Annotated in this window: 12 protein-coding genes; 2 read left to right on the top strand and 10 right to left on the bottom strand. The window is 53.2% G+C overall.

What is annotated here, in order from left to right:
- The first annotated feature begins 49 nt into the window (after positions 1–49).
- On the top strand, positions 50–310 hold the full coding sequence (locus tag KPHS_02050) for a PTS system lactose/cellobiose specific transporter subunit IIB (protein ID YP_005224505.1): 261 nt from the start codon (positions 50–52) through the stop codon (positions 308–310).
- Between the two features lie 3 nt (positions 311–313).
- Positions 314–631: a putative PEP-dependent phosphotransferase enzyme III gene (locus KPHS_02040; protein YP_005224504.1), complete on the top strand. Its 318-nt coding sequence runs from the start codon at positions 314–316 to the stop codon at positions 629–631.
- A gap of 42 nt (positions 632–673) precedes the next feature.
- On the opposite strand, the gene KPHS_02030 is transcribed toward KPHS_02040, so the two are convergent.
- The 10 genes from KPHS_02030 to KPHS_01940 form a co-directional block, all read right to left on the bottom strand.
- Positions 674–2,014 carry an anaerobic C4-dicarboxylate transporter gene (locus tag KPHS_02030; RefSeq protein YP_005224503.1) on the bottom strand — a complete coding sequence of 447 codons (1,341 nt, stop codon included), beginning with the start codon at positions 2,012–2,014 and terminating at the stop codon, positions 674–676.
- Positions 2,015–2,414: 400 nt separating this feature from the next.
- Positions 2,415–6,638, bottom strand: coding sequence for a DNA-directed RNA polymerase subunit beta' (locus tag KPHS_02020; RefSeq protein ID YP_005224502.1), 4,224 nt, complete (start codon positions 6,636–6,638; stop codon positions 2,415–2,417).
- Positions 6,639–6,714: 76 nt separating this feature from the next.
- Entirely contained in the window at positions 6,715–10,743 is a 4,029-nt protein-coding gene (locus KPHS_02010) for a DNA-directed RNA polymerase subunit beta (protein ID YP_005224501.1), read from the bottom strand.
- A 324-nt stretch (positions 10,744–11,067) separates the two neighbouring features.
- Positions 11,068–11,433 carry a 50S ribosomal protein L7/L12 gene (locus KPHS_02000; RefSeq protein YP_005224500.1) on the bottom strand — a complete coding sequence of 122 codons (366 nt, stop codon included), beginning with the start codon at positions 11,431–11,433 and terminating at the stop codon, positions 11,068–11,070.
- Between the two features lie 66 nt (positions 11,434–11,499).
- Positions 11,500–11,997, bottom strand: coding sequence for a 50S ribosomal protein L10 (locus KPHS_01990; protein ID YP_005224499.1), 498 nt, complete (start codon positions 11,995–11,997; stop codon positions 11,500–11,502).
- Between the two features lie 413 nt (positions 11,998–12,410).
- Positions 12,411–13,115: a 50S ribosomal protein L1 gene (locus KPHS_01980; RefSeq protein YP_005224498.1), complete on the bottom strand. Its 705-nt coding sequence runs from the start codon at positions 13,113–13,115 to the stop codon at positions 12,411–12,413.
- Between the two features lie 3 nt (positions 13,116–13,118).
- The gene (locus tag KPHS_01970) at positions 13,119–13,547 is read right to left on the bottom strand and encodes a 50S ribosomal protein L11 (protein YP_005224497.1); all 429 of its coding nucleotides are present in this window, start codon (positions 13,545–13,547) and stop codon (positions 13,119–13,121) included.
- A 156-nt stretch (positions 13,548–13,703) separates the two neighbouring features.
- A complete protein-coding gene (locus tag KPHS_01960) occupies positions 13,704–14,249 on the bottom strand; it encodes a transcription antitermination protein NusG (RefSeq protein ID YP_005224496.1) in 546 nt (181 codons plus the stop codon).
- A gap of 1 nt (position 14,250) precedes the next feature.
- Entirely contained in the window at positions 14,251–14,634 is a 384-nt protein-coding gene (locus tag KPHS_01950) for a preprotein translocase subunit SecE (protein ID YP_005224495.1), read from the bottom strand.
- Positions 14,635–14,970: 336 nt separating this feature from the next.
- Positions 14,971–16,155 (bottom strand): elongation factor Tu, encoded by a 1,185-nt coding sequence (locus KPHS_01940; protein YP_005224494.1) that lies wholly within the window; start codon positions 16,153–16,155, stop codon positions 14,971–14,973.
- Positions 16,156–16,529: the final 374 nt, after the last annotated feature.

Below are 16,529 nucleotides of genomic sequence, written 5' to 3'. Positions count from 1 at the left end.
GACTATGAAGAATATCGTTTTGTGCTGTGCCGCCGGTATGTCTACCAGCATGCTGGTTCAGCGTATGCAAGATGCCGCGCAGAAGAAGGGTGTTGAGGTCTCTATCAAGGCCGTACCGGTCGCTGAGTTTAAAGATAATCTGGCCGCCGCCGACATTATTTTGCTCGGCCCGCAGGTGAAATATGAGCAGGCGAAGCTGCAGGCGCTGGCCGACCCGTTCGGCAAGAAGGTCGCCGTGATCGATATGATGGACTACGGCATGATGAAAGGTGATGCCGTTCTGGATAAAGCCCTTAAGATGCTGGAGTAATCGATGGAAGATTTAGAAACGATCATCATGGAGCTGCTGGTTAACGCGGGTTCCGCACGTAGCGCGGCGCTGACGGCGCTACAGCTGGCGCGCAAAGGCGATTTTGTCGCCGCGGAGCAGGCCATGGCTGAATCCCATGAGTTCGTCAAACATGCGCATAAAATTCAGACCCAGCTTATCGGCATGGATGAAGGCAGCGGTAAATTGCCGGTCAACCTGATCACCGTGCATTCCCAGGACCATCTGATGAACGCTATGGTCATTCAGGATCTGGCGACCGACATGATTGAACTCTATCGTCGTCTGCCCCTCGCGCAATAATCTCACGGATTTAACGGGCGTCGCTGCCGGCGCCCGTCCTTCTTACAGAAAGCCGTACATCGCCGCGAATACCCAGCCAAACACGCAGGAGACGCCGACGCCGATGAGCCCGGGCAGGATAAAGCTGTGGTTAATCACAAAGCGGCCGATATGGGTGGTCCCTGAGCGATCAAACTGGATCGCCGCCAGATCGCTTGGGTAGGTCGGCAGAATATAGTAGCCATAGCAGGCCGGCGCAGAAGCCACGATATAGGCCGGGTCGACGCCGATGGCCAAGGCTACTGGCACAATCGCCGCCAGCGCTGCCGCCTGGGAGTTCACAAATTTCGAAACCAGTAGCAGCACGATGGCATAAGCCCACGGATACTCTTTTACCATTTCACCAAGCACGCCTTTAATCTCGGTCATGTGCGCGCCAAACATGGTCTCCGCCATCCACGCGATGCCGTACACCGCGACGATAGCGATCATTCCCGAACGAAAGACCTCATTTTTGGAAATCGATGCCGGGTTAGTTTTTGTAATGATGATGATCAGCGCTCCGGAGAGCAGCATAAACATCTGGATAACCAGCACCATCGACAGTGGTTTACCGTCAAAGGCCGGGCGCAGTTCAGAAAAAGCGCCAAGCAGCGCCACCACGGCGATAGAGGCCAGAAAAATCCACATTGCTATCCAGTTGCTGGTCGGCAGCTTTTTGTCCAGCAGCGTCGCCGTATCGCCATAGACGTAATGGCGGTTCTCCGGTAGCGCAATAAACGCCTGGAAGGCTTCGTCCTGATCCAGGTCTTTGCCGCGGAACCAGCTGAAGATACCGATGGCTAAAATACCCAGCAGCGTGGACGGAATGGTTATCGCCAGCAGATCGAGAAACTCCAGGTGTTTCCCGTTAAAGGTAAAATTTCCCAGCATCGCCACCAGCGATACCACCGCCACCGAGACCGGGCTGGCGATGATCCCCATCTGAGCGCCAATGGAGCTGGCGGCCATCGGACGCTCCGGACGAATGTTATTCTTAATCGCCACATCGTAGATAATCGGCAGGATGGTATACACCACGTGGCCGGTACCGCAGAGGATGGTCAGCGTGCAGGTGACGAAAGGCGCCACGATAGAAACATATTTCGGGTTACGCCGCAGCAGCTTCTCGGCAATCTGCAGCATCACGTCTAACCCGCCGGACGCCTGCAGAGTCGCCGAGGCGGCTACCACTGCAATGATCACCAGCATCACATCAACCGGCGGTTTGCCCGGCTGGAGATGAAAAACAAAGACGAGGATCACCAAACCGATGCCGCCCAGCAGCCCCAGCGCAATACCTCCTTTTCGGGCACCATAAAACAGACAAATTAATATAATAATGAGTTGTATCGCGAATTCCATGCAGCCCCCAAAGCCTGTCCACTCAGATCTAAAAATGATCCCTACCTGCCTCTCGGGATTATTTCTGCGCCTGACCGGGAGAAGCATGAGATGCGGCGATCCCTCTCCAGCGCCGTCGCGCCGAAGATACAGCAACAGAAGTAATCCCATGATTCATCAGGTATTTTGAATATATACCCTTTGAATTGATTATTTTTTGATATGAGTAGAAGTTTTACCCATACATAAAGAAAGGTTTTAGAAAAAGGCTTCTAATAGATATTTTTCATGAATTAATTGCTAAGAAAATGAAGATTTAATATGTCGTAAATGTAATTAATGGCCGGGAAAGCGGCGAAAAATAGACAATAAAAAAAGCCGGTCAGGAAACCTGACCGGCTTTTTAGCAGTGCATCAACGATTAATCGTTGTCAGAACCGCCCAGACCTGCGTTCAGCAGCTCTGCCAGGTTGGCAGACGCTTCTTCCACGCTCACCTGCGGTGCCGCCGGCAGCTCGCCAGCAGCGCGACGGCGCATACGATCCTGGTGATACGCATAACCGGTACCGGCCGGGATCAGACGACCCACGATGACGTTCTCTTTCAGACCGCGCAGTTCGTCGCGTTTGCCCGCAACGGCTGCTTCGGTCAGCACGCGAGTGGTCTCCTGGAACGATGCCGCGGAGATGAAGGACTCGGTGGCCAGAGACGCTTTGGTGATACCCAGCAGATCGCGGGAGAACGTTGCGCCCACTTTGCCGTTCGCTTCCAGTTCGCGGTTCGCGATCTTGACGCGGGAGTATTCCACCTGCTCGCCTTCGAGGAAGTCGGAGCTGCCTGCGCTTTCGATGGTGGCTTTACGCAGCATCTGACGAACGATAACTTCGATGTGCTTATCGTTAATCTTAACGCCCTGCAGACGGTATACGTCCTGGACTTCGTTAACAATGTAACGGGTCACAGCATGTACGCCACGCAGACGCAGAATGTCGTGCGGTGCTTCCGGACCGTCGGAAACCACATCACCACGTTCCACACGTTCACCTTCGAACACGTTGAGCTGACGCCATTTCGGGATCATCTCTTCGTACGGCTCGCTACCGTCTACCGGGGTGATAACCAGGCGACGTTTCCCTTTGGTTTCTTTACCGAAGGAAATGATACCGCTGATTTCAGCCAGGATAGCCGGCTCTTTCGGACGACGTGCTTCGAACAGGTCCGCAACGCGCGGCAGACCACCGGTGATATCCTTGGTACCGCCGGATTCCTGCGGAATACGCGCCAGGGTGTCACCAGAGCTGATCTGTACGCCATCTTCCAGCTGAACAATCGCTTTACCCGGCAGGAAGTACTGAGCAGGCATATCAGTGCCTGGGATCAGAACGTCGTTGCCCTGAGCATCAACGATTTTCAGTGCTGGACGCAGATCTTTACCACCTGCGGTACGTTCTGCAGAGTCCAGAACCACCAGCGAAGACAGACCGGTCAGCTCGTCAGTCTGACGAGTAATGGTCTGGCCGTCGATCATGTCAGTGAAACGGATGAAACCGCTAACTTCGGTGATAACCGGCATGGTGTGCGGATCCCAGTTTGCGACGGTTTCACCGCCGGCAACCTGCTCACCGTCGCCTTTCGCCATAACCGCACCGTAAGGTACTTTATAGCTCTCTTTGGTACGACCGAATTCGTCGATCAGCTTCAGCTCGGTATTACGGGAAGTGATAACCAGCTTACCACTGGAGTTCACAACCGACTTCGCGTTGCTGAGCTTGATGCTACCTTTGTTTTTCACCTGGATGCTGGATTCAGCAGCCGCACGAGATGCCGCACCACCGATGTGGAACGTACGCATCGTCAGCTGTGTACCCGGCTCACCGATGGACTGTGCCGCGATAACGCCGATAGCCTCACCTTTGTTGATGAGGTGGCCACGCGCCAGGTCACGACCATAGCAGTGCGCGCAGACGCCAAAGTCGGTGTCACAGGATACAACGGAACGCACTTTGACGGAGTCAACGGAGTTCGCTTCCAGCAGGTCACACCAGTGCTCATGCAGCAGCGTGTTGCGTGGAACCAGAATATCCGCGGTACCCGGCTTCAGAACATCTTCCGCAGTCACACGACCCAGTACGCGATCGCGCAGCGGCTCTTTAACGTCGCCACCTTCGATAACCGGCGTCATGGTGATGCCTTCCAGGGTGCCGCAGTCGTCTTCAGTGACGACCAGGTCCTGCGCAACGTCAACCAGACGACGAGTCAGGTAACCGGAGTTCGCTGTTTTCAGTGCGGTATCCGCCAGACCTTTACGAGCACCGTGGGTGGAGATGAAGTACTGGAGTACGTTCAGACCTTCACGGAAGTTCGCGGTGATCGGCGTTTCGATGATGGAGCCATCCGGCTTCGCCATCAGACCACGCATACCAGCCAGCTGACGAATCTGTGCCGCAGAACCACGCGCACCGGAGTCGGCCATCATGTAGATGCTGTTGAAGGAAACCTGCTGCTCTTCCTGACCGTCACGGTTAATCACGGTTTCGGTTTGCAGGTTATCCATCATCGCTTTGGATACACGATCGTTCGCCGCAGCCCAGATATCGATAACTTTGTTGTAGCGTTCGCCCGCGGTCACCAGACCGGACTGGAACTGTTCCTGAATCTCAGCAACTTCCGCTTCCGCTTCGCTGATGATTTCGTATTTTTTCTCCGGGATGACCATGTCATCGATACCAACGGATGCACCTGAACGCGCTGCGTAAGCAAAGCCGGTGTACATCGTCTGGTCCGCAAAAATAACGGTCGGTTTCAGACCCAGAATACGGTAACAGGTGTTCAGCATCTTGGAGATCGCTTTCTTACCAAGCGCCTGGTTCACGATAGAGAACGGCAGACCTTTCGGTACGATCATCCACAGAATGGCACGGCCAACGGTCGTGTCTTTCAGGCTGGTTTTCGCGACAAACTCACCATTGTCGTCTTTTTCGTATTCAGTGATACGCACTTTAACGCGCGCATGCAGAGAGGCCAGGCCGGCGCGATAAATACGCTCAGCTTCTTTCGGGCCAGTCAGCACCATGCCTTCGCCTTTGGCGTTAACACTGTCACGGGTCATGTAGTACAGACCCAGTACAACGTCCTGAGACGGAACGATGATTGGTTCGCCGTTCGCCGGGGACAGGATGTTGTTGGTAGACATCATCAGCGCACGCGCTTCCAGCTGGGCTTCCAGCGTCAGCGGTACGTGAACAGCCATCTGGTCACCATCGAAGTCGGCGTTGTATGCCGCACAAACCAGCGGGTGCAGCTGGATGGCTTTACCTTCGATCAGAACCGGTTCGAATGCCTGAATACCCAGACGGTGCAGGGTTGGCGCACGGTTCAGCAGGACCGGGTGTTCGCGGATAACTTCGTCCAGGATATCCCAAACGACAGCTTCTTCGCGCTCAACCATCTTCTTAGCGGCTTTGATGGTGGTGGCCAGGCCACGCAGTTCCAGCTTGCCGTAGATGAACGGTTTGAACAGCTCCAGCGCCATTTTCTTCGGCAGACCGCACTGATGCAGACGCAGGTATGGACCTACGGTGATAACAGAACGACCGGAGTAGTCAACGCGTTTACCGAGCAGGTTCTGACGGAAACGACCCTGTTTACCTTTGATCATATCAGCCAAAGATTTCAGAGGACGTTTGTTAGAACCGGTGATCGCACGACCGCGACGACCGTTATCCAGCAGGGCGTCAACCGCTTCCTGCAGCATACGTTTTTCGTTGCGTACGATGATATCCGGCGCAGCCAGATCCAGCAGACGTTTCAGACGGTTGTTACGGTTGATCACGCGACGATACAGATCGTTGAGGTCAGACGTCGCGAAACGACCACCGTCCAGCGGAACCAGCGGACGCAGATCTGGCGGCAGTACCGGCAGAACGGTCAGGATCATCCACTCCGGCTTGTTGCCAGACTGAACGAAAGCTTCCAGCAGCTTAATGCGCTTGGTCAGCTTTTTACGCTTGGTTTCGGAGTTGGTTTCGTTCAGCTCTTCACGCAGCTGCTCGCATTCCTGCTCCAGATCCATATTGCGCAGCAGCGCCTGGATCGCTTCTGCGCCCATTTTCGCGTCGAATTCGTCACCGAACTCTTCCAGCGCGTCCAGGTACTGTTCTTCCGTCAGAATCTGGTTGCGTTCGAGGTTGGTCATGCCACCTTCGATAACCACATAGGATTCAAAGTACAGTACACGTTCGATATCACGCAGCGGCATATCCAGCAGCAGACCGATACGGGACGGCAGGGATTTCAGGAACCAGATGTGCGCAGTCGGACATGCCAGCTCGATGTGGCCCATGCGCTCACGACGCACTTTAGTCTGGGTCACTTCAACGCCGCACTTCTCACAGATCACACCGCGGTGTTTCAGGCGCTTGTACTTACCGCACAGGCACTCATAATCTTTTACCGGCCCAAAAATACGGGCGCAGAAAAGGCCGTCACGCTCAGGTTTGAACGTACGGTAGTTAATGGTTTCCGGCTTTTTAACTTCACCGAAAGACCATGAACGGATCATGTCTGGCGAAGCCAGAGCAATTTTGATCGCATCAAACTCTTCGGTTTTAGTTTGCGCTTTCAGAAACTTTAATAAGTCTTTCACGGATTTGCTCCCGTCGGAGTTAGCACATTCCGCTGCCGGGCGTTAACCCGGCAGCAGTGACCTGTTTGAGCGAGAATTACTCGTCTTCCAGTTCGATGTTGATGCCCAGCGAGCGAATTTCTTTCAACAGTACGTTGAAGGATTCCGGCATGCCCGGTTCCATCTGGTGATTGCCGTCCACGATGTTTTTATACATCTTGGTACGACCGTTCACGTCATCAGACTTAACGGTGAGCATTTCCTGCAGGGTGTAGGCCGCGCCGTATGCTTCCAGCGCCCACACTTCCATCTCACCGAAGCGCTGACCACCGAACTGTGCCTTACCACCCAGCGGCTGCTGAGTAACCAGGCTGTAAGAACCGGTGGAACGAGCGTGCATTTTGTCGTCGACCAGGTGGTTCAGTTTCAGCATGTACATGTAACCCACGGTTACCGGACGTTCGAACTGTTCACCGGTGCGGCCATCAAACAGGGTGATCTGACCGGAAGTCGGCAGGTCGCCCAGCTGCAGCAGCTCTTTGATTTCAGCTTCTTTCGCACCGTCGAATACCGGCGTTGCGATCGGCATGCCTTTACGCAGGTTTTCAGCCAGACGCAGAACTTCTTCATCGCTGAAGGTATTCAGGTCAACTTTCTGGCGAACGTCAGCGCCCAGATCGTAAGCACGCTGGATGAATTCGCGCAGTTTCGCGACTTCCTGCTGCTGTTTCAGCATGGCGTTGATCTTATCGCCGATGCCTTTTGCAGCCATACCCAGGTGAGTTTCAAGGATCTGACCGATGTTCATACGAGACGGTACGCCCAGCGGGTTCAGTACGATATCTACCGGCGTACCGTTAGCATCGTGCGGCATATCTTCGATCGGGTTGATCTTAGAGATAACACCCTTGTTACCGTGACGACCCGCCATCTTATCACCAGGCTGGATACGGCGTTTAACGGCCAGATATACCTTAACAATCTTCAGCACGCCCGGTGCCAGATCGTCGCCTTGGGTGATTTTACGGCGTTTCGCTTCGAGTTTTTTCTCGAACTCGTGTTTCAGTTCGTCATACTGCTCAGCCAGCTGTTCCAGCTGATTTTGTTTCTCTTCGTCGGTCAGGCCCAGTTCCAGCCAGCGATCGCGAGGCAGCTTGTCGAGCTTCTCAGCTTCAACGCCACCGGAGACCAGCACCGCGTAGATACGACTGAACAGACCGGCTTCGAGGATCTGCAGTTCTTCAGACAGGTCTTTTTTGGCCTGCTTCAGCTGCATCTCTTCGATTTCCAGAGCACGTTTGTCTTTTTCTACGCCGTCACGGGTAAAGACCTGAACGTCGATAACGGTACCAGAGACACCGTTCGGTACGCGCAGAGAAGAGTCTTTAACGTCAGACGCTTTCTCACCGAAGATCGCGCGCAGCAGTTTCTCTTCCGGCGTCAGCTGGGTTTCACCTTTCGGCGTTACCTTACCAACCAGAATGTCGCCGCCGGTCACTTCCGCACCGATATAAACGATACCGGACTCATCCAGTTTAGAGAGCGCAGCTTCACCCACGTTCGGGATATCAGCGGTGATCTCTTCCGGCCCCAGCTTGGTGTCACGGGACACGCACGCCAGTTCCTGAATGTGGATAGTGGTGAAACGGTCTTCCTGGACAACACGCTCGGAAACGAGGATGGAGTCTTCGAAGTTGTAACCGTTCCACGGCATGAACGCTACACGCATGTTCTGACCCAGCGCCAGCTCACCGAGGTCGGTGGACGGGCCGTCTGCCAGCACGTCGCCGCGCTCAATAGGTTCGCCCAGGGACACGCAAGGCATCTGGTTGATGCAGGTGTTCTGGTTAGAACGGGTGTACTTGGTCAGGTTATAGATGTCGATACCTGCTTCGCCCGGGTACATCTCGTCTTCGTTAACTTTGATAACGATACGGGAAGCATCCACGTACTGAACGGTACCGCCACGTTTAGCCACGGCAGTAACACCGGAGTCAACGGCAACAGCACGTTCCATACCGGTACCAACCAGCGGCTTATCAGCGCGCAGAGTCGGAACCGCCTGACGTTGCATGTTCGCACCCATCAATGCACGGTTGGCGTCATCGTGTTCCAGGAACGGGATCAGGGACGCACCGACGGATACCACCTGCTGGGTGGATACGTCCATGTAGTCAACCTGGTCGCGGCTGAACAAGCTGGATTCGCCTTTGCTACGGCAGGTAACCAGATCTTCTACGAAGTGGCCGTTTTCATCCAGGTTGGAGTTCGCCTGAGCGATAACGTAGTTGCCTTCTTCGATAGCAGACAGGTAGTGAATTTCGTCAGTAACCACACCGTTGGTCACTTTACGATACGGCGTCTCAAGGAAGCCATATTCGTTGGTCTGCGCGTACACGGACAGGGAGTTAATCAGACCGATGTTCGGACCTTCAGGCGTTTCGATCGGACATACGCGACCGTAGTGGGTCGGGTGTACGTCTCGAACTTCGAAGCCTGCGCGCTCACGGGTCAGACCGCCTGGGCCGAGTGCGGAGATACGACGTTTGTGCGTAATCTCAGACAGCGGGTTGTTCTGGTCCATAAACTGAGACAGCTGGCTGGAACCAAAGAACTCTTTCACTGCTGCGGAAATCGGCTTGGCGTTGATCATATCCTGAGGCATCAGGGTATCCAGATCGCCAAGAGACAGACGCTCTTTCACCGCACGCTCTACACGTACCAGGCCAACGCGGAACTGGTTTTCCGCCATTTCGCCAACGGAACGGATACGACGGTTGCCGAGGTGGTCGATATCGTCCACTTCGCCTTTACCGTTACGGATATCGATGAGCTTCTTCATCACTTCGATGATGTCGTCTTTGCTCAGGATACCGGAACCTTCGATTTCGTCGCGCAGCAGAGAACGGTTGAACTTCATACGACCAACCGCGGACAGATCGTAGCGGTCTTCAGAGAAGAACAGGTTCTCAAACAGACTTTCAGCGGCTTCACGAGTCGGCGGCTCGCCAGGGCGCATCATGCGGTAGATTTCTACCAGCGCGCTCAGACGATCGTTAGTCGGGTCGACGCGTACCGTTTCAGAGATGTACGGGCCGTGGTCCAGATCGTTGGTGAACAGCGTTTCGATACGCTTGTGGCCAGACTGGCTCAGCTTAGCCAGCAGATCCAGACTCAGCTCCATGTTCGCCGGGCAGATCAGTTCGCCAGTCGCTTCATCGATATAGTCTTTAGCCGCCACTTTGCCCGCGATATATTCAACCGGCACTTCGATATGCTTGATATCGTCTTTTTCCAGCTGACGGATATGACGAGCCGTGATGCGACGGCCTTTCTCAACGTACACTTTGCCGTTGGCTTCGATATCGAAGGAGGCAGTTTCACCGCGCAGACGCTCCGGAATCAGCTCCATCTGCAGCTTGTTGTCGCGAATTTCAAAGACCACTTTTTCGAAGAACAGGTCAAGGATCTGCTCAGTGGTGTAATTCAGCGCGCGCAGGATGATGGTAGCCGGCAGCTTACGACGACGGTCGATACGAACGAACAGGTTGTCTTTCGGGTCGAATTCGAAGTCCAGCCAGGAACCGCGGTAAGGGATGATACGTGCGTTATACAGAACCTTACCGGAGGAGTGGGTCTTACCTTTGTCACTGTCAAAGAAGACGCCCGGGCTACGGTGCAGCTGAGAAACGATAACACGCTCGGTACCGTTGATAACAAAGGTACCGTTGTCGGTCATGAGCGGAATTTCGCCCATGTAGACTTCTTGTTCTTTAATGTCTTTGACGGTGCCTTCTGGCGCTTCGCGCTCGTAGATCACCAGACGCAGTTTTACGCGCAGCGGTGCAGAATAAGTCACGCCACGGATCTGACATTCTTTAACGTCAAAAACCGGTTCGCCCAGACGGTAGCTGACGTATTGCAGCTCGGAATTACCGCTGTAGCTCTGAATCGGGAATACGGAACGGAAAGCAGCTTCCAGACCATACTGCCCTTCAGGATCTTGCTCGATAAACTTCTGGAACGAGTCAAGCTGGATAGAAAGGAGATATGGCACATCCAGAACTTGTGGACGTTTACCAAAATCCTTACGAATACGTTTTTTCTCGGTATAGGAGTAAACCATAGGGTTCCTCAGCTCGCTGACAAGTCGACCCATCTGCCCGCAGAGGGCAGTTTTTTATGCAACACTATTTTGTTGACCGGAAAATGGAACACTTTCCGCAATGCCTGTTGCTATCACGCTTAAACCATTTCATTGCGATTTACACAGCCCAGGAACCCTAACCTGTCGCAGTATATTAAGTCGTCGATAGAAACAAGCATTGAGAGGCAAACCAGTAGTCAAACAGCGTGAAACGCTACTGGCGCCTTACAGCGCAAAAAGGCTGGTGACCAAAAAGTCACCAGCCTCAGCCTGATTTCTCAGGCTGCAACCGGAAGGGTTGGCTTATTTAACTTCAACTTCAGCGCCAGCTTCTTCCAGAGATTTTTTCAGAGCTTCAGCGTCGTCTTTGCTGATGCCTTCTTTCAGTGCAGCCGGAGCAGATTCTACCAGGTCTTTAGCTTCTTTCAGACCCAGGCCAGTTGCGCCACGTACTGCTTTGATAACAGCAACTTTGTTAGCGCCAGCAGCTTTCAGAATTACGTCGAATTCAGTTTTTTCTTCAGCAGCTTCAACCGGGCCAGCAGCTACAGCTACAGCAGCAGCAGCGGAAACACCGAATTTTTCTTCCATTGCAGAGATCAGCTCAACAACGTCCATTACGGACATAGCGGATACTGCTTCAATGATTTGATCTTTAGTGATAGACATTTAAATTGTTCCTGAATATCAGAATAAGTTTATACGTAAGCGAATGCTTTACAAAGATAACTGCGATTAAGCAGCTTCTTTCGCATCGCGTACAGCAGCCAGAGTACGAACCAGTTTGCCAGCCGAAGCTTCTTTCATGGTTGCCATCAGGCGTGCAATTGCTTCTTCGTAGGTCGGCAGAGTTGCCAGGCGGTCGATCTGCGACGCCGGGATCAGCTCACCTTCAAAGGCAGCGGCTTTGACCTCAAATTTTGCATTCGCTTTCGCGAACTCTTTGAACAGACGAGCAGCAGCGCCCGGGTGTTCCATAGAGTATGCAATCAGGGTCGGACCAACAAACGTGTCTTTCAGGCACTCGAACTGAGTACCTTCAACGACGCGGCGCAGCAGGGTGTTACGAACAACACGCATGTATACGCCAGCTTCACGACCTGCTTTACGCAGTTCAGTCATTTTATCTACAGTTACGCCACGGGAATCCGCAACTACTGCAGACAGCGCGCCTTTGGCTACTTCGCTGACTTCAGCAACAATCGCTTGTTTGTCTTGAAGATTTAAAGCCATTAGCTTTGCTCCTGGATGTTTGCCAGAGCCTATGCTCTGGAACTCACTTCACTCAATTCAACGAAAAGAGCGTCTAAATACGGTGAGCAGAAACAAGCCAGAATATCCAAAAATAATCTTAGCGTTCTGTCACCGTCTACGCAGGGGATTAAGTTTCTTGCGAAACACCTGCGGTCTTCGACGGAGGCCTGGATAGGCCAGGCTCCAACGAACAAATTCTTCCTATGACTTCGTCCTTCGAACCGCAGCGGCGTTAGCTGCTCTCGTTCACACCGGTCATGTAGTTAACTACACTCCCGGTGATTCACTCGATTGCTGCCTTGCTGCAATTCAAATGACTCGCATAGCGTCTGTCTTATTGACAGAATCGTGGGGGTAAGATTGTAGACAAAATCACCGCCCACGTAAAGGCATTAGTTTGCAGAAGCGTTCAGGCCAGCCTGATCTACTGCAACACCTGCACCCATAGTGGTGGAGATGCTAACTTTCTTGATGTACACGCCTTTCGCCTGAGTCGGTTTTGCTTTTTTCAGCGCAACCAGCAGAGCTTCCAGGTTTTCTTTCAGTTTGTCAGCGTCAAAGTCCACTTTACCGATGGTGGTGTGGATGATGCCGTTTTTGTCGTTACGGTAACGAACCTGACCTGCTTTCGCGTTTTTAACCGCTTCAGCAACGTTCGGAGTTACGGTACCTACTTTCGGGTTCGGCATCAGGCCACGCGGACCCAGAACCTGGCCCAGCTGGCCAACAACGCGCATTGCATCCGGGGAAGCAATAACAACGTCAAAGTTCATTTCGCCTTTTTTGATCTGCTCAGCCAGATCTTCCATACCTACCAGCTCAGCGCCTGCAGCTTTAGCAGCTTCAGCGTTTGCGCCCTGGGTAAATACGGCTACGCGAACGGAACGGCCAGTACCGTGCGGCAGTACAGTTGCGCCACGGACGTTCTGGTCAGATTTACGAGCGTCGATGCCGAGGTTAACGGCAACGTCTACGCTTTCGGTAAATTTAGCGGTGGCCAGCTCTTTCAGCAGAGCAATGGCTTCGTTGATGTCGTACTGTTTAGTTGCATCAACTTTCTCACGGATCACGCGCATGCGCTTGGTCAGTTTAGCCATTTCTTAGTCCTCCACTACCAGGCCCATGGAACGTGCAGTACCTTCGATGGAGCGAGTCATCGCTTCAATGTCGGCACCAGTCATGTCGGCAGCTTTGGTCTGCGCGATTTCCTGCAGCTGAGCGCGGGAGATTTTACCCACTTTATCTTTGTTCGGCTTACCGGAACCAGACTTGATGCCTGCAGCTTTCTTCAGCAGAACAGCAGCCGGCGGAGTCTTGGTAACAAAGGTAAAGGAACGGTCAGCGTAAACGGTGATAACAACCGGGATCGGCAGACCTTTCTCCAGGGAATCAGTTTTAGCGTTGAACGCTTTGCAGAATTCCATGATGTTCACGCCCTGCTGACCCAGTGCTGGGCCGACCGGCGGGCTCGGGTTCGCCATACCAGCTGCAACCTGCAGCTTGACGTAGGCTTGGACTTTCTTAGCCATTCTTAAATCCTCAAATTGGGTATTAACGCTTCAGAGAAGCTCCCCGTGATTAAACATCGTTTTACGGGCCGGGCCCATAAAAACAAAAGGCGCGAAATTGTATGCCAATTTCGCGCCCTATGCAACGATTAAATCGCTGCTTTTTTGATCGCCGGCTTACGCCTTCTCAACCTGGCTGAAGTCCAGTTCTACCGGGGTCGCACGACCGAAGATAGAAACGGAAACTTTCAGGCGGGACTTCTCATAGTCCACTTCTTCCACCACGCCGTTAAAGTCAGCGAACGGACCGTCGTTAACGCGAACCATTTCACCCGGTTCAAACAGCGTTTTCGGACGCGGCTTATCGCCAACCTGCTGCAGACGATTCATGATGGCGTCGACTTCTTTGTCGCTGATCGGCGCCGGACGGTCAGAGGTGCCGCCGATGAAGCCCATCACGCGCGGTACGCTGCGCACCAGGTGCCAGCTTGCGTCGTTCATGACCATCTGAACCAGGACATAGCCCGGGAAGAATTTACGTTCGCTTTTGCGACGCTGGCCGCCACGGATCTCAACCACTTCTTCGGTCGGGACCATGACTTCGCCAAATAACTCTTCCATGTTGTGTAATTTGATATGTTCACGCAGCGACGTGGCTACGCGACCTTCAAAACCGGAAAACGCCTGAACGACGTACCAGCGCTTTTTAGGAGCTTCAGACATCTCAGAACCTCAGGCCAGTGATAAAGGAGACCAGGCGAACCAGAATACCATCCAGTCCCCACAGGATCAGTGACATTACTGCAGTCACGGCAGCAACAATCAGCGTAGTATGCAGCGTTTCCTGGCGAGTCGGCCAAATCACTTTACGAACTTCGGTTCTCGCTTCGCGAGCAAAAGCAACGGTCGCCTTACCTTTCGTCGTCAACAGCGCGACGCCACCGGCAGCAGCAATAAGAATAACCACGGCCAGCGCACGCACCGCCAGCATAATGTCACGATAAAGGAAGTTGCCCACGATCGCCACGATCAGCAGCACGGCAACGATAATCCACTTCATCGCTTCCAGGCCGCGCCCGCTCCCTTGAGCTTCGGTATTCGCACTCATAAACCAACCTGTCAGAAGTATTCTACAAACAATTTCACCCCGCGGGGGCGAGGCGATCCAAACCGAAATTAAGTTTCGGATTATACACTTAACTATTCAAATTGCTTCAATGTTGACGGTGGTGTCACCCCTGCCCTGCTGTTGCAAAGAAGGAGTTGATTAGCCGTCGCCCTGAGGCTCGAATGGTTTGGTGTATAAACGCCCTCTTCAGAGCCTGTCTCAGCAATGATTATGACAAATAAAATCACTGATGAGCCAGGTTCTGGTGTGAAAGCGTGCAAAAAGGGCATCAAATGATGCCCTTTTATTGCGCATTGCGTCAAATGTTATCAGCGATTAGCCGAGAACTTTAGCAACCACGCCCGCGCCAACGGTACGACCGCCTTCACGGATTGCGAAACGCAGACCGTCGTCCATCGCGATCGGGTGGATCAGGGTAACAACCATTTTGATGTTGTCGCCCGGCATTACCATCTCTACGCCTTCCGGCAGTTCGATGGTGCCAGTCACGTCAGTAGTACGGAAGTAGAACTGCGGACGGTAGCCTTTGAAGAACGGAGTATGACGGCCGCCTTCGTCTTTGGACAGGATGTACACTTCAGATTCGAACTTGGTGTGCGGGTTGATGGTGCCCGGCTTAGCCAGTACCTGACCACGTTCGATTTCTTCACGTTTGATACCACGCAGCAGAACACCTACGTTCTCACCAGCACGGCCTTCGTCCAGCAGTTTGCGGAACATTTCAACGCCAGTACAGGTGGTTTTCGCGGTTTCTTTGATACCAACGATTTCAACTTCTTCACCTACTTTGATGATACCGCGCTCTACACGACCGGTAACAACGGTACCACGACCAGAGATGGAGAATACGTCTTCGATCGGCAGCAGGAACGGCTTGTCAATCGCACGCTCTGGTTCCGGGATATAGGTATCCAGGTGGCCAGCCAGTTCGATGATTTTCGCTTCCCACTCTGCGTCGCCTTCCAGCGCTTTCAGAGCAGAACCACGAACGATCGGGGTGTCGTCGCCCGGGAAATCGTACTGAGACAGCAGTTCACGAACTTCCATCTCAACCAGTTCCAGCAGCTCTTCGTCATCAACCATGTCGCATTTGTTCAGGAACACGATGATGTACGGAACGCCTACCTGACGACCCAGCAGGATGTGCTCACGAGTCTGCGGCATCGGGCCGTCAGTCGCAGCAACAACCAGGATCGCGCCGTCCATCTGCGCAGCACCGGTGATCATGTTTTTAACATAGTCGGCGTGGCCCGGGCAGTCTACGTGCGCGTAGTGGCGAGTCGGGGTGTCATATTCAACGTGAGAGGTGTTGATGGTGATACCACGAGCTTTTTCTTCCGGCGCGTTATCGATCTGGTCGAATGCGCGAGCGGAACCACCGTAGGTTTTAGCCAGTACGGTAGTGATGGCAGCGGTCAGCGTTGTTTTACCATGGTCAACGTGGCCGATAGTACCGACGTTAACGTGCGGTTTTGTACGTTCAAACTTTTCTTTAGACATCGATTGTCCCTCTAAGACACGGATAAATCGGTGATATCACCACATCAACCAGGCAACATGCCCGACTTGTTGAATGAACATAACAGAAGAGAAACAGGGAAGGAGAGAAAAGAAGTGGTGCTGATACCCAGAGTCGAACTGGGGACCTCACCCTTACCAAGGGTGCGCTCTACCAACTGAGCCATATCAGCACGTCTGGAGCGGGCAGCGGGAATCGAACCCGCATCATCAGCTTGGAAGGCTGAGGTAATAGCCATTATACGATGCCCGCATCCTGAAACTCGGCTACCCAGTTCTTTCTGTAATACTAAAGAGACTGCTCTCTTTAGTATTGAGCTGATTAGTTTACCCAACCAACTCCGGCTCCGCAAAGC

Source organism: Klebsiella pneumoniae subsp. pneumoniae HS11286 (assembly GCF_000240185.1).
Classification (GTDB): domain Bacteria; phylum Pseudomonadota; class Gammaproteobacteria; order Enterobacterales; family Enterobacteriaceae; genus Klebsiella; species Klebsiella pneumoniae.
Note: the sequence above shows the minus strand (reverse complement) of the source record. Positions and strands in the feature narration are given on the sequence as shown.